The organism is Gordonibacter sp. RACS_AR49, from assembly GCF_030418435.1.
Lineage (GTDB): Bacteria > Actinomycetota > Coriobacteriia > Coriobacteriales > Eggerthellaceae > Gordonibacter > Gordonibacter urolithinfaciens.
Genome location: NZ_JAIUDM010000003.1, coordinates 66,441 through 85,129, shown reverse-complemented (window position 1 = coordinate 85,129; position 18,689 = coordinate 66,441). Strand labels below are relative to the sequence as shown.

The 18,689-nt window shown below is 64.6% G+C and carries 12 protein-coding genes; 10 read left to right on the top strand and 2 right to left on the bottom strand.

Going from position 1 to position 18,689, the window contains the following annotated elements; all coding sequences use genetic code 11:
* Window positions 1-21: 21 nt before the first annotated feature.
* The 5 genes from LB310_RS07900 (at window position 22) to LB310_RS07880 (ending at window position 8,284) form a co-directional block, all read left to right on the top strand.
* Window positions 22-2,769: a LuxR C-terminal-related transcriptional regulator gene (locus tag LB310_RS07900; protein ID WP_301154867.1), complete on the top strand. Its 2,748-nt coding sequence runs from the start codon at window positions 22-24 to the stop codon at window positions 2,767-2,769.
* Between the two features lie 247 nt (window positions 2,770-3,016).
* Entirely contained in the window at window positions 3,017-5,764 is a 2,748-nt protein-coding gene (locus LB310_RS07895; RefSeq protein WP_161959456.1) for a molybdopterin-dependent oxidoreductase, read from the top strand.
* 154 nt (window positions 5,765-5,918) lie between these two features.
* Complete coding sequence (locus LB310_RS07890; RefSeq protein ID WP_096226926.1) at window positions 5,919-6,230, top strand: hypothetical protein; 312 nt, start codon at window positions 5,919-5,921, stop codon at window positions 6,228-6,230.
* A gap of 46 nt (window positions 6,231-6,276) precedes the next feature.
* Complete coding sequence (locus LB310_RS07885) at window positions 6,277-6,576, top strand: 4Fe-4S dicluster domain-containing protein (protein WP_096226925.1); 300 nt, start codon at window positions 6,277-6,279, stop codon at window positions 6,574-6,576.
* A gap of 475 nt (window positions 6,577-7,051) precedes the next feature.
* Window positions 7,052-8,284 (top strand): hypothetical protein, encoded by a 1,233-nt coding sequence (locus LB310_RS07880; RefSeq protein WP_301154866.1) that lies wholly within the window; start codon window positions 7,052-7,054, stop codon window positions 8,282-8,284.
* A gap of 18 nt (window positions 8,285-8,302) precedes the next feature.
* Here LB310_RS07880 and murJ read toward each other — a convergent pair whose 3' ends face one another.
* A complete protein-coding gene (murJ, locus tag LB310_RS07875; protein ID WP_123673997.1) occupies window positions 8,303-10,423 on the bottom strand; it encodes a murein biosynthesis integral membrane protein MurJ in 2,121 nt (706 codons plus the stop codon).
* A 66-nt stretch (window positions 10,424-10,489) separates the two neighbouring features.
* Here murJ and LB310_RS07870 point away from each other — a divergent pair, with 66 nt between their 5' ends.
* The 4 genes from LB310_RS07870 to LB310_RS07855 all read left to right on the top strand — a co-directional run bounded on the left by LB310_RS07870 (window position 10,490) and on the right by LB310_RS07855 (window position 14,447).
* On the top strand, window positions 10,490-11,437 hold the full coding sequence (locus tag LB310_RS07870) for an NAD(+)/NADH kinase (RefSeq protein WP_123673998.1): 948 nt from the start codon (window positions 10,490-10,492) through the stop codon (window positions 11,435-11,437).
* A 414-nt stretch (window positions 11,438-11,851) separates the two neighbouring features.
* A complete protein-coding gene (locus LB310_RS07865; RefSeq protein WP_278806147.1) occupies window positions 11,852-12,349 on the top strand; it encodes a hypothetical protein in 498 nt (165 codons plus the stop codon).
* A 71-nt stretch (window positions 12,350-12,420) separates the two neighbouring features.
* On the top strand, window positions 12,421-13,002 hold the full coding sequence (locus LB310_RS07860; protein WP_301154865.1) for a hypothetical protein: 582 nt from the start codon (window positions 12,421-12,423) through the stop codon (window positions 13,000-13,002).
* Between the two features lie 287 nt (window positions 13,003-13,289).
* Window positions 13,290-14,447 (top strand): hypothetical protein, encoded by a 1,158-nt coding sequence (locus LB310_RS07855; protein ID WP_301154864.1) that lies wholly within the window; start codon window positions 13,290-13,292, stop codon window positions 14,445-14,447.
* A 605-nt stretch (window positions 14,448-15,052) separates the two neighbouring features.
* On the opposite strand, the gene LB310_RS07850 is transcribed toward LB310_RS07855, so the two are convergent.
* The gene (locus LB310_RS07850) at window positions 15,053-16,534 is read right to left on the bottom strand and encodes a DUF1846 domain-containing protein (RefSeq protein ID WP_096226920.1); all 1,482 of its coding nucleotides are present in this window, start codon (window positions 16,532-16,534) and stop codon (window positions 15,053-15,055) included.
* A gap of 248 nt (window positions 16,535-16,782) precedes the next feature.
* On the opposite strand from LB310_RS07850, the gene LB310_RS07845 reads away from it, so the two are divergent.
* Window positions 16,783-17,688 carry a site-specific tyrosine recombinase gene (locus LB310_RS07845; RefSeq protein ID WP_278807252.1) on the top strand — a complete coding sequence of 302 codons (906 nt, stop codon included), beginning with the start codon at window positions 16,783-16,785 and terminating at the stop codon, window positions 17,686-17,688.
* Window positions 17,689-18,689: the final 1,001 nt, after the last annotated feature.

Sequence of the window (18,689 nt, the reverse complement as noted above, 5' to 3'; positions counted from 1 at the left end):
GGTTGGCAAGGGGGAAGGACCATGGCGGCAGGCATACCTATGAAGGTTTCGCATGACGTTGCTTTGGCGAAGATCACTCCACCTCGCCGCTCGTCTCTCTCCATCGACCGGGACGGTGCGCTGCAAAGCCTGATCGAGTGCTTGAGCGGCAAGATCGTGACGGTTGAGGCTCCGGTGGGGTCGGCAAGAAGCGGCTTTCTGGCGGAAGCGTACCGGCGCCTTGGCGATGATGCCGAGCATTGGCGAACAGCCTGGTTGTCGGTGGATGATGCCGACGACTGCGATAGGTTGGCGCGCCATGTGCTTGCCGCCCTGCATACGGTATGGTCCGAGCTCGATATGGTCGAGCTGGTTCGGCTTTACCAGGAAAACCCTACTTATTTTTGGGTTGCGCTCAGCAACTTCCTGCTTGAACGCGCCTCCGATGTGGGGGTGGATGTGGTTTTGCTCGTCGACGACCTACATAGGGCGGCCCCCGACGCCATAGCGGAATTCCTCAATTCGGCGGCGCGCTATTTCCCCGAAACGGTGCACGTGGTAGCCTCGGGAAACTACCTGTTGTGGGAGCACATCGATTTGGCTTTTCGTGACGAGGTGCGCATGTTCCCCTCGGATAAGCTCAATTTCAGCCAAGACGAGGTGGAGGCCATCTTGAGACAGGCCATGGACGCTCAGACATCGCCTCGGGTCTCCTACGTTTCCGAAACACCCATCAAGCTGGATGCGCGGGATTTAAAGGCGCTTGCGGCTGATCTGTGGGGTATTACGAACGGCTGGTCGCTCGGTGTTCGCACGTATGCCGATGCGCTTGTCCGCGGGTCGATCGACTGTTCTGCAACGGTGGACGAGCGCGCGCTCGGCCAGATGCTCAACCGTTTCTTCCGCAGCAGCGTGTTGGATGCGCTGCCCGAAGATCTGGCGCAGTTCGTGATAGAGGTAGCGCTGACCGATACGGTGTGCGCCGACTTGTGCAATGCGCTGACCGGGCGCACCGACTCCAAGTTCGTCCTGCGCGATTTGCGCATACGGGGGTGCTTTCTCAGCCCGTGCGCCAACGAGGCGGGCTGGTTCGAGTTCCATCCGCTGTTTCGCCGGTGGCTGCGCATGAAGCAGGGGCAAATGGACGCCAACCATCTGCTTGAGCTCTGCCGGACGGCAAGCGACTGGTACGAGGCGCACAAGATGACCTCCGAGGCGGCGAAGTACCTGCTGATGGCGTCAGATTCCAACTTCATCGAGAACCTGGCCCAGGCCTCGGGATATGAATCGCAGCGCACCGGCATGTCCTACTTCGATTGGATCAGCCGCATCACGGCAGCTCGGTTCACCGAGTCTCCCCAGTTGGCGCTCCATGCGGCATGGGGGTACGTTATCTGCGCCCGAACGGACGAGGGCTTGCGCTGGATCGAGGTGTTCGAGCGCGCCGCAGCCCACGAGCCTGGTCAGGACGGACCCGATGCCTCGATCGTGGTTGACCTGTTCCGGGCAAAATGCCTTGAGATGGACTGCCTTCACGATGAAGCCATGGCCAAAAGCGAGGCTATCCTGCGCTCCCACGAGGAAGAGCTCTCCCTTCCGCAGCGTTGCCTGCTGCTGCACTCGCTGGCGGAATCGTATGCACGCAGAGGCCGCTTCGACGAGGCACTGAAGAACTATCTGCAGGCGGAGGTCATGGCCGAGCTGGGTAAATCGGACTTCTACCTTGCCATGTGCCGCATGGGCATCATCTCCTTGCGCATTGCGCAAGGAGAGTTGAAGGAAGCCCTCGAGCTGTGCGAGAAGGCGCTTGCCGAATGTCCCGATACCGTTATCCCGTACGGATCGTTGCTTGCCTCCAAGGGATACCTCTGCGTGGAGATGGACCGGTTGGAAGAGGCGCGCGAGTGCGTTGAGCGCGCCCACCGTATCGTGTCCACGTCTCGCAACGTGGATATGCTCTACGAGGCCGAGGCCGAGCGCGCCCATTACTACGCGGCGGCGGGGAAGCACGCCCAGGCTTTCAACCTGATAACGAAGACGGCACTGCAGATGGGCACGGCAAGCGTGCCGCGCAGCATCAACCTGCTCGTGCATGTCAGGCAAGCCCAGGTTGCGTTGGCTATGGGGTATATCCCCGAGGCGGATGCGGCGGCGAGGCGCCTCGAGGCGGGCATCGGCCGGGGTGATATCGACTTCGAGCTGGCCGGCTTGGCCGTGCGCGCTGCCGTGGACGATGCTTCGGGAAGCGTCGGCGACCCCGACGACATCCTGCCGCTCGTCGAGCGCGCGTGCGAAGCGGGGCTCGGCTTGCGCGAGCTTGAGCTTTCCCTTCGGGCGACCGAGCGTTTGGCGGCATGCGGAAGGCGCTCCGATGCGCTCATGTACCTCAACCGCGCGCTCAGGCTGCAAGCCGGCCAGCAGGTGGTAGGCCCCTTCTTGCGTGCCGGCGGGAAAATCCGCGCGCTGCTCCACGAGATCGTGGACGTGCGCAAATCCGGCGGACAGGCCCGTCAGCTTGCGAAGGCGGTGCTGCATCGCTTCGGGGCCAACGAAGCCGAGGAGACGGTGCTGGAGCGTACGGTGAATCCTATGGCCCGCTTCGGCTTGACCGAGCGCGAGTGCGAAGTGCTGGAGCTCCTTGACGCGGGCCTTTCCAGGCGCGAGATTGCGGAGATGCTCACCGTGTCGCTGAACACGGTGAAAAGCCACGTGGGCGGTATCTACAGCAAGCTGGGCGTCACCAACCGCATCGACGCCTTCTCTATCGTCCACGACGGCGAGGACGAATAATCGCGCCCCGCCCCCGCCCCAGCCGGCATCGGCGGGGGCGGGGGCACGTCTCTGCCTCACCCTGCCTCTCATCCTAGGCTCCCTCCCCGGAATAGGCTGGGGAAACCACCTTGGGCGCGTCATGCCCTCCGCTCCCTCCCTCAATAGAATGGTCTCAACGGCATGCGAGCGGAACCCGGGCTTGCTCGCATGTGACTTTCGCGGGGCTGGGAGAATGCCCCGCACAGACTATTCGAGAGGGGCTTCAATGGAACTTAAGAAGACCGAACGGGTCGAGGTCAAGCTTCCTGCCGACATGCCGAACAAGTACATCGACGAGACCGGTGTCCAATGGACGTATTCCCGCTGCTTTTACTGCCACATGAACTGCGGCATCGTCATCGGCGCCGACACCAAGACCGACCGCGTGGTGGAGATTCGCGGCAATTGGAAAGAGGGTACGGTGCTGTGCGACCGCATGGGCGAGCGCGGCCAGAAGGCCATCCAGATGCACTACCATCCCAAGCGCATCAACCATGCTCTGAAGCGTGCCGGCGAGCGCGGCGAGGACAAATGGGAGGAGATCCCCTACGAGCAGGCGATGGACGAGATCGCCGACAAGCTGCAGGCGCTTATCGACAAGTACGGCCCCGAGACGTTGGTCTCTTCCGAGGGCACGTACCGCTCCGACCACCTGTGGGCGCGCACCCGCTTCTTCAACAACCTCGGCAACCCGGGCAACGTCATCGATCCCGGCACCATCTGCTGGTGCTGGAACTACACGCTGAACATGGCCATGGTGGGCTGGCCCATCGAAGCTATCTCTCCGGTGGGCATCGACCAGTCCGATACGTTCGTGGTGTGGGGCCTTTCGGCTTCCGAGAAATACGGCCCGCAAAGCCCCATGTGGCGCCAGTACCTGGCTGCGATGGACCGCCCCGGCAAGAAGCCGAAGATGATCGTCATCGACCCGTACTGCACCACGCAGGCCCTGCTTGCCGACATCTGGATGCCCATCTACCCCGGCACCGACCATGCGCTTGCCCTGGCTTGGCTGCACGAGGTCATCGAGAACGGCTGGTACGACGAGGAGTTCATCAAGTGGTGGTCGAACGGCCCGTTCCTGCTGGACAAGAAGACCAAGCACACCATTCGCGCCGACCAGGTTAAAGAAGGCGCCGCGCACTCCGACTTCGTGGTGTGGGACAACCTTGCCAGCAACATCTTGCTGTGGAACTCCGACAAGAACGAGTGGTTCGCCGACGGCGACGTCGACCCGGCTCTGAGCGGTACCCATACCATCTCGCTGCTCGACGGCTCCACGGTCGAGTGCTACACCGCTTGGGATGCCATCAAGGAGATGGCCGAGCCCTACAGCCCGCAGTGGGCATCTCCCATCACCGGCATCCCCGAGAACAAGATCGCCGATTCCGCCCGCGTGTACGCCACCAACGGCAACGCGTTCATCACCTGGGGCCTCGGAGGCGGCGACCAGGCCGGCCCGAACGCCTCGCGCCTGTGCATCACCAAGACCATTCTGCGTATCATCTGCAACTACATCGACAAGCCGGGCGGCGAGTACGTGGGCGAGCCCGGTGTCGTGCAGGCCGACGGCTCCAAGCCGTTCCCGTACCGCGATGCCGAGATGGAGATGTCCGAGCTCGTCACGCCCGAGATTCGCAAGAAGTACATCGGCTACGACCAGTTCCGCGCTATGAGCTGGAAGGGCTACGAGCCGATTTACGACGCCTACATGAAGATGTTCGGCGTTCCGCGCCCGATGCTGCATCAGCTGTTGTGCTCGCCGGTGCTGGTATACGATGCCATGGAGTTCGGGGATCCCTATCCCATCAAGGCCATGATCATGTGGTCGTCCAACCCGTTCGCCTGGGCGCCCGATCCGCAGCGCCTGTACAAGATCATGAAGAACAACCTGGAGCTGATCGTCTCCGTCGAGTACTGGAAGACCCCTGCCGCAGCTATGGCCGACTACATCATCCCCGGCTGTGACTCCCTCGAGCGCCCGTGCTTCACCACCGCCGAGGATTCCAACGACTTCGTGGTGTGCGGCGACCGCGGCTCCAAGCCGGTGGGTGACCGCGTTATGGACTACGACTTCTTCCGTGGCCTGGGCATCCGCATGGGTCAGGCCGAGGCTTGGCCGTGGGAGACCTACGAAGATGTCATCAAGCACCGTATCTCGCGCGGAGTCGACGTGGATTACACCACGCTGTGCGAGCAGGGTACCTGGTTCCCCGGTCCCACCCGCTCCTTCAAGTACGCCGAGACGCTGCCGAACGGCCAGACCAAGGGCTTCGCGACGCCCACCCGCAAGGCCGAGATCTACCCCACGCTCATGGAAGATCTGGACTACAGCGCGCTCCCGTACTACCGCGAGCTGCCCGAGACGCCGCTTTCGAATCCAGAGCTTGCCAAGAAGTACCCGCTGCGCCTGACCACCGGCGGCCGCGTCTCGGTTCTGTACCACTCCGAGAACCGCGTTCCCGGCCAGGGCACGCGCTCCATCTTCCCGTATCCCAGCGTGTACATGCACCGCGAGGATGCCCGTGCCTGCGGTGTGCGCGACGGCGACTGGGTGTGGATCGAGAACGAGCGCGGCCGCATCAAGCAGGTTGCCCATGTCGACCAGGCCATCATCAAGGGCACTGTGCAGGCCATGCCCTCGTGGTGGTATCCGGAGCTTCCGGCGGAGGAGCCGTGGAGCCAGGGTGCGTTCATCTCCAACGTCGGCTGTTTGGTGGATGGCACGGTCAGGGGTTCCGACGAGGCCACGGGAACGTGGACGAACCGCGGCCTGCTCTGCCGCATCTACCCGTGCATCGATCCTGCCGACCGCACGGATGTGACGGTGACGGGCGACCAGTTCATCGAGGGCGACACCTATTTCAACGACCAGTACGACAAGCTGGGCTGCCGTGAGATCAAGCGGATCGACTGGGAGAACGACGATCCGGGCCAGCATCCCAAGTGCACGTACGACACGCTCGGCAAGTAGCAGGCTGTCGGGACGGGAGAGGTGGTTCGCTCCCGTAACGAGTGGAACCGAGGGGGCGGCAGCTGGTGCTGGCGCCCCCTCGACGGAGCGTTGAAAGACAGCGCGTGGCGGCACGGTGAGCGCGGACGCACGGCGGCGGGGGAGGAGACGTCCCATGACGTTTTGGTCGCAATTCTTCGAGATGCTGTTTCTGGTGGGCTTCGGTATCGCCTGGCCTTCCTCCATCGTGAAATCGATCCGCTCGAAAACGGCGAAAGGCAAGAGCCTACTGTTCTTGAGCATATCGTTTTGCGCCTACCTGTGCGGAATCACCTCGAAGTTCATGGCTACGTCCTTGAGCTACGTGGTGGTGTTCTACGTGATCAACCTTTGCTTCGTGGGAACCGATATCGTGCTGTACTTCATCAACTCGAAGCGCGACAAGGAACGCGAGGCGCAGGCGGCGTGCGCGTTGGAAGACGGCTAGACGCCGCGTTTGCGGCGTGCGGCTTGCCGTAGGACTGGATGGATGAATGGCTTACGGACCTCTCAGAACCCATTTCACTTCGCGAAAGCGCATCACGATAGATGCTGGCCTGTGCGTGGGCTGCAAGCTCTGCATGCGCTGCTGCCCTTTGGGCAAGGTGATCGGCTACGATGCGGACGCGCGCCGTGCCTATGTGGACGATGCCTTGGTGTGCGGCGGGTGCGGGGCGTGCCTGCGCATCTGCCCCGCCAACGCCGTGCATATGGAGGAAGAGCTCGTGAAAGGAGCGCTTTCTCCTCGTATGGTGCCCGTTATCGCTCCCGGTCAGCATCGTGCCACCCCTTGAACCGCCCCTCTTCTCACCGTGCGATAGGGTGGGGTAAACCACGCAGGCAGGGTCATGTTCTGCATGGCATCCGCCCCTACAATAGCGAACAGGGAAAGCGGCGAGGACAGGCTGCTTTCATTTCAAAAGGAGGTTTTCCCATGTGCTTCAGACCGTCGACCCCGGTAGTCAACAATCCCGAAGGCGCAGGCAGCTCAAGCGCTCCCGGGGCTCCTAGTGCCCCTGGTGCCCCGGGAGCCCCTGGTGCTCCCGGAGCCCCCAAAGCTCCCGGGACGCCTGGTGCCCTTGGCGCTTCCGCCACGCCTGAATCCCCCGAGGCTCCCTTCCGAAAGTAAGCGGGAGCATCGGGTTCTCGTTGTGCGTTCGCCAGGTCAACGGCCTTGCTACCGTTGAGTGCAGGCTGGCGGATGGGTGGGGCGATGTCGGGCGCAGGTGATAGGCTCGTCGCATCAACCGATGCGATAGGAGTGACCCCATGCCCGCCGAAACCGTCGTCCCGCCCCGATTCCGCGCGCCGGAGCCGCAGCCGCGCCGTCATGCGCTCACGTTTGCGATCGTCGTCTGCGCTCTTGCCACGGTGCTCTTTGCGCTTGCCCCTGGCCAGGCCGACGCCGCTCCGGCAGGGCCGTTCGATGTGGAGGGGCCCGCCGATGCCTACGCGTGGGATGGCGCGGTGCTCTCCGTCACGGGCGACGGCGTGACCATCGCCGGCATGGCGGACCCGACCTCGGCGGCGATGGGCGACGTGCGGGTCGCCGCGGGCGTGGGCGCGATCAACGTGGGCTCGGGCGTGCGCATTGGCACGCTCTCGTTCGCCGGGGTCACGGCGCTTCGCTTGGACGGTGCCGGCAACGAGGTGCAGGCGTTCGACCTGACGCGGCCTGCCAACGTGAGCGGCCCCGGCTCCGTCACGATCGCCGAGGCCACGCTTCCCCTTGACCTGCTGCCCTCGGCCACTGTCACGCTCACGGGCGGCGCTTATAGCATGTCCATCTGGGCCGGTGCCACGCTCGTGCTCGAGCCGGGAGCCAGCCTCAGCAACATCACGCATTTCGGCGGCACCCTCGATCTCTCGCATATCGTGTTCGGCGCCCCCGTGCGGGTGCTGGGCTACTCGGTGGGCGGCGATTGCACGTCGAACACCATCGTGGCGCCGTTCGGGGCGACGCGCCTTTCCGAGCTCATGACGCTCGACCACCTGTTCGTGAACGGCGGCGACACCGCCATCGTGGAGGACGGCGAACGCGTGGGCACGCTCCAGGACGACGGCTCGTTCCTCATCACCGCCACGCGCACGGTGACGTTCGCAGGCTGGGAGGGCCAAGTGCTCGCCACCGAGGAGGTGCCGCTGTTCAGCGCAGCAACCGCGCCCGATGTGGAAGCCCCCGAAGGCTATCGCTTCACAGGATGGGATGTCGATTTCTCGCATATCGTGCAGAACCTGACCGTAACGGCCCTGTTCGAGAAGCTGCCCGATCCCGCGCCGCAGCCCGAGCCGGCCTCGGCTCCGCCGACGGGCGGGTCGGGCGCGCCCTCTGCTGCACCGGCGTCGACGTCGGTGCCTCCGTCGAGGTACTACCCGGCCCCCAAGAAGCTCGCCGCAACGGGCGATGCGGCCGGTTGGGGGCTCGGGGCAATCGCAGCCGCCGGCTCCGCCGCAGCCGCGGCGGCGGTCGTGGCTGCGGCGGCAGGCAAACGCCGCGGGTAGGCCGCGTACCGAGACGCGCTACGCCCGGCCGCGCCCCAGTTTGCCGGCCACCTTGCCCACGATGTTGCCAACGAACGCCGCTTCCGGCACGTGCAGCTTGATGGCCAGGCCGAACGTCACCGCCAGCGACACCAGGCCGCCGCACGCCACATAGGCGAGCGCCTGCGGGATGGACCCGGACAGCGGCCCGACGAACGTCGTGAGCGCGAACAGCACGCCGCCGCCCGCCGCCGCGCCCAGCCCCCCGAACACCAGCGCCACGAGAAACGCCTTCGCCGTGGAGCGCAGCCCGAACGGCCCCAGGCGGCGGCGCAGGTACGCGAACAGGCACACGTCGGCCACCACGTAGAACAGCACCTCGCCCACGGCGATGATCTCGATGGGGAAGCTCTCCGCGTGCGACGCGCCGAACATCGTGAGCGCCACCTGGGCGGCGCCCGCCACGAAGTTGAACGCCGCGAACACGCCCATCTTGCGCAGGCTCGAGAATATCTTCTGCAGGTAGGTGTTCACGCCGTACACCGGCAGCGCGAACGCCAGCACACTCATGTACGAGGCGATGGACGCCACGTTCTCCGCCGTGAACGCGCCGGCGCGGAACACGGTGATGAGCGGCAGCGAGAACACCATGAGGTACAGCGCGAAGGGGATCATGAAGAACAGTATCTGGTTCGTGCCGCTCACGATGCCGCGCTTCACGCCCTTGGCGTTGCCCTCTGCCTGCATGTCGGCCAGCTCGGTGAACATGGCCGTGGTAATGGGCACGGCCAAGAACGAGTAGGGGAGCGTGAACCATTGGCGCGCGTACAGCAGGATGGAAGGCCCGTTGTCGGCGAAGCTGTACGCCGCCGCGTTCTGCACCGACACCACCGCGAACGAGCATACCATGACGAACAGTGCCGGCACGCCCAACGAGAGCGTCTCGCGCAGAGCCGGGTCGCGCAGGTTCATGCGCGGGCGCAGCCTGATGCCGTTGCGGCGCAGTGCCGGCAGCTGGATGGCCAGCGCCACGAACACGCCCAGCGGGTTGCCGATGGCTATGACGTAGAGCGCCGCGTCGGGGTTGCCCGGCGCGAGCGCCGCGTACGTCAGGAACGACACGATGACCACGATGCTCTGCGCCGCCGGCGCGATGGCCGACCACAGGTAATCGCGGTTAGCGTTGAGCAGGCCCGATATGATGGCCGTGGCCCCGGAGAACACGATCTGGATGGCGAAGAACTGGAAGAAGAACACCGATTGCGCCATCTCGCGCTGGTCGGAGTAGAAGCTCTGCGTGTAGATGAAGAACGACGGGAACGCGATGCAGAGCGCCGACACCGCGCCCAGCAGCACCACCACGATGGTGAGCAGGGTGGAGGCGTACTCGTTGCCCGCCTGCTGCCCGAGCCTCTTCTTCACCGACATATACACCGGCAAAAACGCCGTCACCAGGATGCCGCCTATCACCAGCTCGTAGAGCTGGGAGGGAAGGTTATTTGCCACCTGGTAGGAGCTGGAGAGCAGCGTTGAGCCCAGCGCGAAGGCCATGGTCCAGGTGCGCACGAAGCCCAGCACGCGCGAGACCATGGTGCACACGCTGATGAGTGCGGCCGACGACCCGACGGCGGCCGCGTCGCCCTGCGCGGCATCGTCCGTGCGCGCGAGCGCCGTCTTGTCCACGCCGGCGTGCTTGCTGACGATGGGCAGCTCGGAGGTCGAGCCGGGGAAGGCCGCCCGTTCGGCGCGGCGGCTCGCCACGGCCGCAGCCCGCGCCGCTGCGCGCGGGTCGGGCGTCTGGGGCTCGAAGGGGTCGCGTGCCGGCGCCGTGCGGTCGGGACCGGCATGGTTTCCGCCGATGCGTATCTCCGACGTCTCGCCGGGCGCCGCGCCGCGTAGGCGGGCCTTCGCGCTGGCAGGGTCGAGCCGGGGCTCTGGGCGCGGAACGACCTGCTGTGCCACGGCGGCCGCGATGGCCGTGCGGTCGAGACCCGCATGCCGCCCGCCCACGCGTATCTCCGACGTCGAGCCCGGATCGGCCGCGCGCGCATGCGACGGCGTCGCGGCGCGCTTGGCGGGGGCGGTCGGAGAAGCGGGCGTGGGGGCTGGTGTCGGCTCGGCAACGCGCGTATGTTGAGCTCGTGCGAGCTTGTCGGACATGGACGGACGCTTTCTTGCGCATCGGATATAATGGCCCATCATAGCAAACCCGGAAAGAAGACCCTCATGCGCATCCTCATCGTACGCAATAATTCCAACTCGAAGGCCGTGGACGCCTCGCTCTTGCTGGCCACGTACCTGGCCACGCAGGGAGCGGATTACACGCTCGTGGACTCGTCGGACCTGTCGTGCCGCGGCGACCACGAAGGGCTGAACGCGGCGCTTGCCGACGGGGTGGAGATGGCCGTGGTGCTGGGCGGCGACGGCACCATCCTGCGCACGGCGCGCCAGATCGGCACGTCGGGCGTGCCCATCCTGGGGGTGAACTTCGGCCGCCTGGGCTTCTTGGCGAACACGAGCGACGAGGGGGTGGTGGCCGTGGTGGCCGCCGCGCTCGCCGGCGACGTGGTGGCCGAACAGCGCACGAACCTGCGCATCGACGTGGTGTGCGAGGGCGAGCGGGACCGCTGGGGCGACGACGGCGACCTCATGTCAGACGGTCCCGACGAAGGGGGAAGGCCCGACGGGGCGCCCTCCGCATCCGGGTTCCCCTGCGGAAGCGATGCGCGCACGTTCTTCGCGCTCAACGAGCTGGCGGTGACGCGCGGCGCGCACGGCCGCATCATCGACTTCGGCTTGAGCATCTCGGGTGCGCACATCGCCGACATGCGCGGTGACGGCCTGGTGGTGGCCACGGCAACGGGCTCTACGGCCTACGCGCTCTCGGCCGGCGGGCCGCTCGTGTCGCCGGGCTTCGCGGGTCTCGTGGCCGTGCCGCTCGCGCCCCATACGCTGCACTCGCGCGCCATCGTCACGGCGTCCAACGACGTGGTGGAGATGGACCTGTCGCACAACGCCGACACCCGCGAGGCCACGCTGTTCGTCGACGGCGAGCTGCTGGAGTTCGAGCGCCCCGTGCGCCGCGTCTACGTCCGCCGCGGTGACACCCCCACGGTACTGCTGCGCTACCAGCGGGAAGGCTTCTACGAGCATGCGGCGCGGGTGTTCTTCTAGGTGCATGCGTGTTGATAAATATGCGTGTTCTACTGGGATTTTACCTGCCTATATGCCGAAAATAGAATAATCGTTGTATACGGTCTCGGTTGACTTCGCCACCCCCCTGTCGTATCTTAGCTTACTAAGTTCCATGCCTCAGCATGCGAACCGGACCAAGGGGTTATACGTATGAGCAAGCAAGACAGCCAGAGCACGCAGAGCTTTCCAGTAGACGACACCGAACTGAATGCTTCCTCGCACCAGGCGGATGGCGGAAACGCCGCCGATAGTGCCGCGGGCAAGCAGGGTTCGGGTGCCGTTCCTGATTCGACATCTGCCGAACAGGCCTCCCAAACCGGGGCTTCTGACTCTCATTCAACTGCAACGAACGCTGCCGTCGAGACGGCCAAGAAAACCGGGAAGATTCTCGGGATGTCCAAGCACGTCTTCGCCGGCCTGGTGGCCGTGGTAGCCGTGGCTGCCGCCGTTACCGCGGGCGTCGTGCTGACGCAGCAGCCGGCCGTGGAGGACTGGTTCGACTCGAATGCCGCCCAAGGCCAGTTCGAGGGCAAGTCCAAGGAAGAGATCCAGGCCGCCCTGAACGAGGAGGTGGCGAAGGGTATGATGAACATCTCCATCGCCGCCGTCATCACGTTCCCCGACGGCGCGTCCGAGGGCGAAGCGCGCATCGAGAACATCGCCGCGAACCCGATGGACCAGAAGGTGACCATCACGCTCAAGGACTCCGAAGAGACGGTTTACGAGTCCGGCGCCATCGCGCCCGACCAGCACATCCAGAACATCAAGCTGTCGCGCGATCTGGAGCCCGGCGAGTACGCCGCCGTGGCCACGTTCACAGGTTATGACCGCGAGACGCATAAGAAGACCGGCCAAGCGGCCGCCGAGATCACGTTACGCGTCGAAGGCTAAGACAACCTTCGACGAGAGATAGTCAGAGCATGTCAGACAACGTAAGGGCACATCAGGAAAGGGAAAGTATCATGACGAAGACGAGCCGGTTCAACTACATCAAGCGGGGTCTGGTAGGCGTATGCGCCGCCACGATGCTGACGGGTTTGTGCGCGGGGACGGCGTTTGGCGCTGTTGCTGACCAGGAATCACAGACGGCTGTTCAACTTAAGACTGCTGACGTAAATATCAGCGTGACCGTTCCAACATCCCCTGTAGCGGTAGCCGTGGGCTCGAACGGAACTTTTACCGATATAGCGGGGGGAACGTTTACGAATAACTCCCTTTGTGGGGTTCATGTTTCTAAGATTGCCGTCGCAAAAACGGCCGACAGTATCATGACCTTGAAGGGTGATACGGAGTTCGGGACGGATACTGCAACTAACAATATCGCCAAGCTTAGTGCTACTGTTGGTAGTGTGCCCCTCGATTTGGCATCCTATTCGACAGCGACTAAGCCGACTTCCGCTATTGAACTTGGAACCGGGGCGACCGCAGACGTCAAATTCTCTGGCGCGATCAAGAATTTGACTGCAGAGGCGATGGGTGCCCCGGCGCTCGACTTTGTTACCATCACTTGGACGATCGCAGCTGATACTTTGCCGGCTGCTTAGTTCGCAAAAGCCTCAAGTATAGTGAATAATGGTTTCGAATGACGAAGCCGGCAGCATATAGGATTCGATCTGCCAAGGCCGCGCTCTCTTGGAGCGCGGCCTTGATTCTTTGCTTGATGCTGCTTTTCGGCGTATTATGGCCTGTTCCGTGTTCGTTTGCTGCTTCGGAAGCGGCTTCCAGCGAAACTCCTCCTTCGGTTGAAGCTGCTCCTGAAGCTACGTCTGGTGCGGCAAAGTCCGCCGAACCTCCTGCTACCACGGCACCTTCTGTCAACGATGCAGACAACGTGATCGTCACAACTCCTTCGAACGAGCCTTCGGCACCGACCGCTCCGGTCGAGCCCCCCGCGACTCCTTCCGTCCCCAAGTACGAAAACGCCTGGCCTATCGGACTTGACGAAACCTCGGCGGTCGTTGCCGAGTTGTGGGACGACGGGACGTTCGTCGTGGACGGGGCGGGGGACACCCTTGCGTTCGAGAGTGCCGACGAGGTGCCGTGGCTTGCGGATGGCGTGGCAGACGACATCAAGCGCGTTGTGTTCGCCGATGCGGTGGAGCCTTCCAGCCTGGCGCACTGGTTCGAGGGGTGCGCGAACCTCGAGGAGGTCGCGAACGTCCCCGCCGACGTCAAGGACCTCACGCGCGCGTTCTTCGACTGCCCGAAGCTCGTGGAGCTGCCGGACGATCTCGCGTTCGCTGATGATGCGATCCTCGAGGAGTGCTTTGGCTTCGCCGAGCTGCCTGACGAGCCGCTGTCCACCGTCTATCGTGGCGCGGACGAGAACGTGCTCGCCTACGCGTGGGACCTCGACGGCCGCGCGCTCGTGAACCCCGACGTGCCCGAGCCGCCTGCGGTCGAGGAGCCGGCCGACCCCGAGGCGCCCGCCGACGACTCCTCCGACGAGCCTGCGGACGATCCCGCCGAGGACGCTGTGGAGGCGCCGCTGCCCGAAAGCGACGAGCCGCCCGTCCCGACGGAGGAAACGTCCGAGCCCGAAGCCGAGCCAGTCGTGCCGAACGCCCCCGAGGAAGAGGCCGCCCAGGTTAACATCACCATCCCCTCGTCGGTTTCCATGATGCTGGGCGAGGACGACCCCAACGCCGCCACCATCCCCGTCATGGTGGCCAACCGCTCCGAGCGCGCCGTGGCCATCACGGGCGCGCGCCTCAAGCGCTCCGACATGGACCTGCCGGGCGGTTCGTGGTCGCTCTCCACCCAGGGCGGCGCCACGACGTTCGTGCAGGACGCCCGCTTCACGCCTCTCGGCCTGGAGGTGACGTTCGACCGCCCCGTCATCATCGCCGCCGGCGACATGGGCACCCAGCTTGTCTGGCACGGCGCCTTCACCGACTACGGCATGCGTACCCTGCTCGACGCCGTCATCGCCTCCGGCGACTCCGGCTTCACCTACGGCTCCATGATCTGGATAGTCTCAGCCGCCTGATCGGCTTGCTTCCCTTGGAGCAATCTTTTCATTCCAGTGGCTGCGGCGAACGTGTCGCCTATAATATGCGAGGCCGGCCTTCTTGCATTTGATGGCATCGAGTCGCTATAATGCAAATTACCGGCGGTGCCCAGGACGGCGAGTTTAACGGGCTTCACCATCCAGGTTGGGCGGCGCGGGTACTAGTGGGAGGCCGGGTTAATCCCGGCCTTTTCCATCTCCTGGTTCCCTCCCTGCTTCGTCCGCGTTCTTATGGTTCGTCCACAGGGCGAGGAAGAAACTCGCGATCGTGGCTATCGCTGCGTAGGCGTTAAGAATTTCTAGAGCTGCGTTCATAGGCGAACACTCCTCTCGAAAGAAGCGCCACCCGAGCGCGGACACCGCCGGCACGCTCATTCTACGCCTTGAACGCACACTTGGATAGAGGCTATTCAGCCTGGTAAAAGGCAGAAAACGAGCGAAAATGCACTGGATTCCTGCAAGGCTTTGGAAAGATCCGTGCAAGGTTTTGCCGGTGTTTTGAGGGCCCTCGTGAGAACGCCCCCCCTCGCCTTGTAATTCTGAGGTGAGGGGGGCGTTCGATAGGGTTCGTTGCGCGCGCCGTCTTACTTGTGGTAGTACCGGTGCTGCTCGTACTTGGGCTCGCAGCAGACGTTGATGCCAAGGGTGCGGTAGAGCTTCTCGTCGGTGGACGAGATGATGACCGAGAAGTACGCGTCGCAGCCGCGCAGGTCGTCGATGTGCTCGATGAGCTTGGCGGCAAGCGGGTCGGTGGCGGAGCTGATGGACAGCGCGATGAGCGTCTCGTCGGAGTGCAGACGCGGGTTGCGGCTGTGCAGGCAGTCGGTCTTCAGGCGGCAGATGGGCTCGATGACCTCGTCGCTGATGACGTCGATCTCATCGTCGACGCCGGAGACGCCCTTGAGCGCGTTCATCATGAGCGACGACGCCGCGCCCAGAAGCGACGACGTCTTTCCCGTGACCACCGAGCCGTCCGGCAACACCATGGCGCCCACCGGTCCGCCGGTCGTCTCCTCCTTCAGCAGCGCGGCCGAGCGGGCCGGCGAGAAGCTCGCGTTCACGCCGGCCTGGTTCATCAGCAGCTCCAGCTTCTCCACGTGCTCCTGGCCCGTGCCGCTGCGGCGCGTCTCCACGGCGGTCTGGAAGTAGCGGCGCACGATCTCCATCTTCGCCGCCTCGCGCACGGCCTCGTCGTCCACGATGGCGTTGCCCGCCATGTTCACGCCCATGTCGGTGGGCGACTGGTAGGGGCTCTCGCCGGAAATGCGCTCCATCATGGCCTTCAGCACGGGGAATATCTCCACGTCGCGGTTGTAGTTCACCGTGGTCTCGCCGTACGCTTCCAAATGGAACGGGTCGATGGTGTTCGCGTCGTTCAGGTCGACGGTGGCCGCCTCGTAGGCTATGTTCACCGGGTGCTTGAGCGGCAGGTTCCAGATGGGGAACGTCTCGTACTTCGCGTAGCCGGCCGCCACCCCGCGCTTGTGCTCGTGGTAGAGCTGCGAGAGGCACGTGGCCATCTTGCCGCTGCCGGGGCCGGGGGCCGTCACCACCACGAGCGGCCGCGTGGTCTCGATGAACTCGTTGCGCCCATAGCCTTCGTCGCTCACGATGCGGTCGATGTCGTAGGGGTAGCCGGGGATGGGGTAGTGCAGGTAGCTGCGGATGCCCAGGCTGTCCAGGCGCTTGCGGAACGCCTCGGCCGAGGGCTGGTTCGTGTAATGGGTGATGACCACGCCGCTGGTGGCGAAGCCCATGCCGCGGAAGATGTCCATGAGGCGCAGCACGTCCTCGTCGTAGGTGATGCCCAGGTCGCCGCGCACCTTGCTCTTCTCGATGTCGTTCGCGTTGATGGCGATGATGATCTCGGCGTCGTCGATGAGGCTCTTCAGCATGCGGATCTTGGAGTCGGGTTCGAAGCCGGGCAGCACGCGCGAGGCATGGTAGTCGTCGAAGAGCTTGCCGCCGAACTCCAGATAGAGTTTGCCGCCGAACTGGTCGATGCGGTTGCGGATGTGCTCTGCCTGCAGCGCGATATACTGGTCGTTGTCGAATCCTATGCGCATGGGTCTGCGGCGCCCCTTTCGTGAGAAGACGGTGATGCGCGTACGCGCGCGAACCAAAGTATATCGCACTTGCCGTACCCGGTGTTGCTAGCGTGTAAAAACTCGCCGCGGGCAGGGCGGTGCGGCGGGGAGTGCAGCGTCTCCCATGTTGGGCAGTGCGCCGAAAGCCCCCTTAAGGACCGGTAGGCCGGTGCTATACTCGTAGGCGATCCCGAGGGCCGCTGGAAAGGGGGGCGGATGTGGACGCCGTGCGCACGCTCATGGAAGAGTACCTCTCGCACTTGCGCGTGGAGCGGGGGTCCTCGCCGCTCACCGTGTCGGCGTACGCCACCGACCTGCGCGATTACGCCGCCTTCCTCGACGGGCGCGGAGTGGACAATGCCGATGACGTGGACCGCGCCTGCGTGGTGGCCTACGAGGCCGACCTCGTGGACCGCGGCTACGCCACGTCGAGCGTGGATCGGCGCGTTTCGGTGATCAAGGGATTCCACCGCTTCCTCGTGCGCGAGGGCTATGCGCGCCGCAACCCCACCGACACCCTGCAGCTGCCCAAGCCCCCCGAGCGGCTGCCCGACGTGCTGTCGGTGAATCAGGTGTCAACCATGCTGGCTGCCTGCACGGGCGACAGTCCGTCGGAGATGCGCAACCGCGCCATCCTGGAGGTGCTGTACGGCTGCGGGTTGCGCGTGAGCGAGTGCACGGGGCTCGATCTGGGCGATTGCATCCTGGAGGAAGGGTACCTGCGCGTCGTGGGCAAAGGGGGCAAGGAGCGCATCAGCCCCATCTCGGGCGCTGCGCTCGAGGCGCTGGGCGCGTACCTGGAGCATGCCCGCCCCGCGCTTGCGAGGCCCTACGCCAAGCCCACGGCGGCGGTGTTCCTGAACGCCCGCGGCGGCCGCCTGACGCGCCAGAGCGTGCATGCCATCGTCGCCGATGCCGGACGCCTCGTGGGCGTGGCGAACCTGCATCCTCATACGCTCCGCCACTCCTTCGCCACCCACCTGCTGGAAGGCGGTGCGGACCTGCGCGTTATCCAGGAGATCCTCGGCCACTCCGACATCTCCACCACCCAGGTATACACTCACGTGAGCCGCGCCCACATCCGCGAGGAGTACCTGAGCGCCCACCCGCGCGCGCAATGCCCGCGAGCATAGCGCACCTGCTCGTCATGCACATGGCGCTTCGCGTGGATAACGCTCTGGCTCGTGCGCTTGGTGCAGCATCCCCGTCGCATGCGCGACGCATGCTCCCGCGTTCGGTGCAGGAGCCCGTTGCGTGCGCAGTACGGTCGCCCGCGCCTGGCGCGGCGACTTGTTGCGTATGCGACCGCAATCATCTGCGCTCGGGCAGCGGCCTGCTGCGTGCGTCGTGCAGCGATGCGTATTCGGTGGGGCAGTCTGTCGCGCGCCTGGCGCAAATCCGCGTGGACGAGATTCGAGTCTATGGCACGATTGCTGGTGTCTGAATCGCCAGATGCTTGTTGCGAACAGGCCTTTTACGGGAATTGCTTACGCGCGGTCGCAAAAACCTACCACAGGCTCCGATCTTGTACATGACCGAATTGGTAATATTAGACTCCGCTGATCGCCGAGGCCCGGGTACGCCCGCGCTGGGAGCGTGCGGAGCTTCTTGGGTGCTGTTTGGAGGCGCACGCGGGACGGGCTCGCAGCTTCTTCGGAAAGGGATGGTGTGCTTGTGCAGAAATAGGGCTCGCTACGAAACGGATGTTTCACGTGAAACATCCGTTCGCTAATTCGATCTTTCGCTTGCTCCCTTCGCGCTGCTGCCGGGCTTGACTGGAGTTGCTGGGTGACGCCCCCCCGACCCCCGACCTGCTCCCGCCTCCGTGCGGGACCCCCGCCCCCGTTCCCGTCCCCGCTTAGGCCCGGTACGCCCGCGCTGGGAGCGCGGGCGCCGCCCCGGTGCCCATCCGCCTCCGTTTCCGACCCGGCCCCGATTCCCGGCCCGATGGCCGGAGCGCTTGAACGAGCGGTTGATCCTGCGGGGTCTGCGTGGGGCGGGGTGGGAGGGCGTCACAAATTCTCCCACTTCGTGCCACGGCGGGCAGCGAATCCATATGTTGTGGACGATTCCGCGGCTCTGCCTACCCGTGGTATGGCCGTTTTTCCGCGTGCTGGAAAATGAATGACGGGTG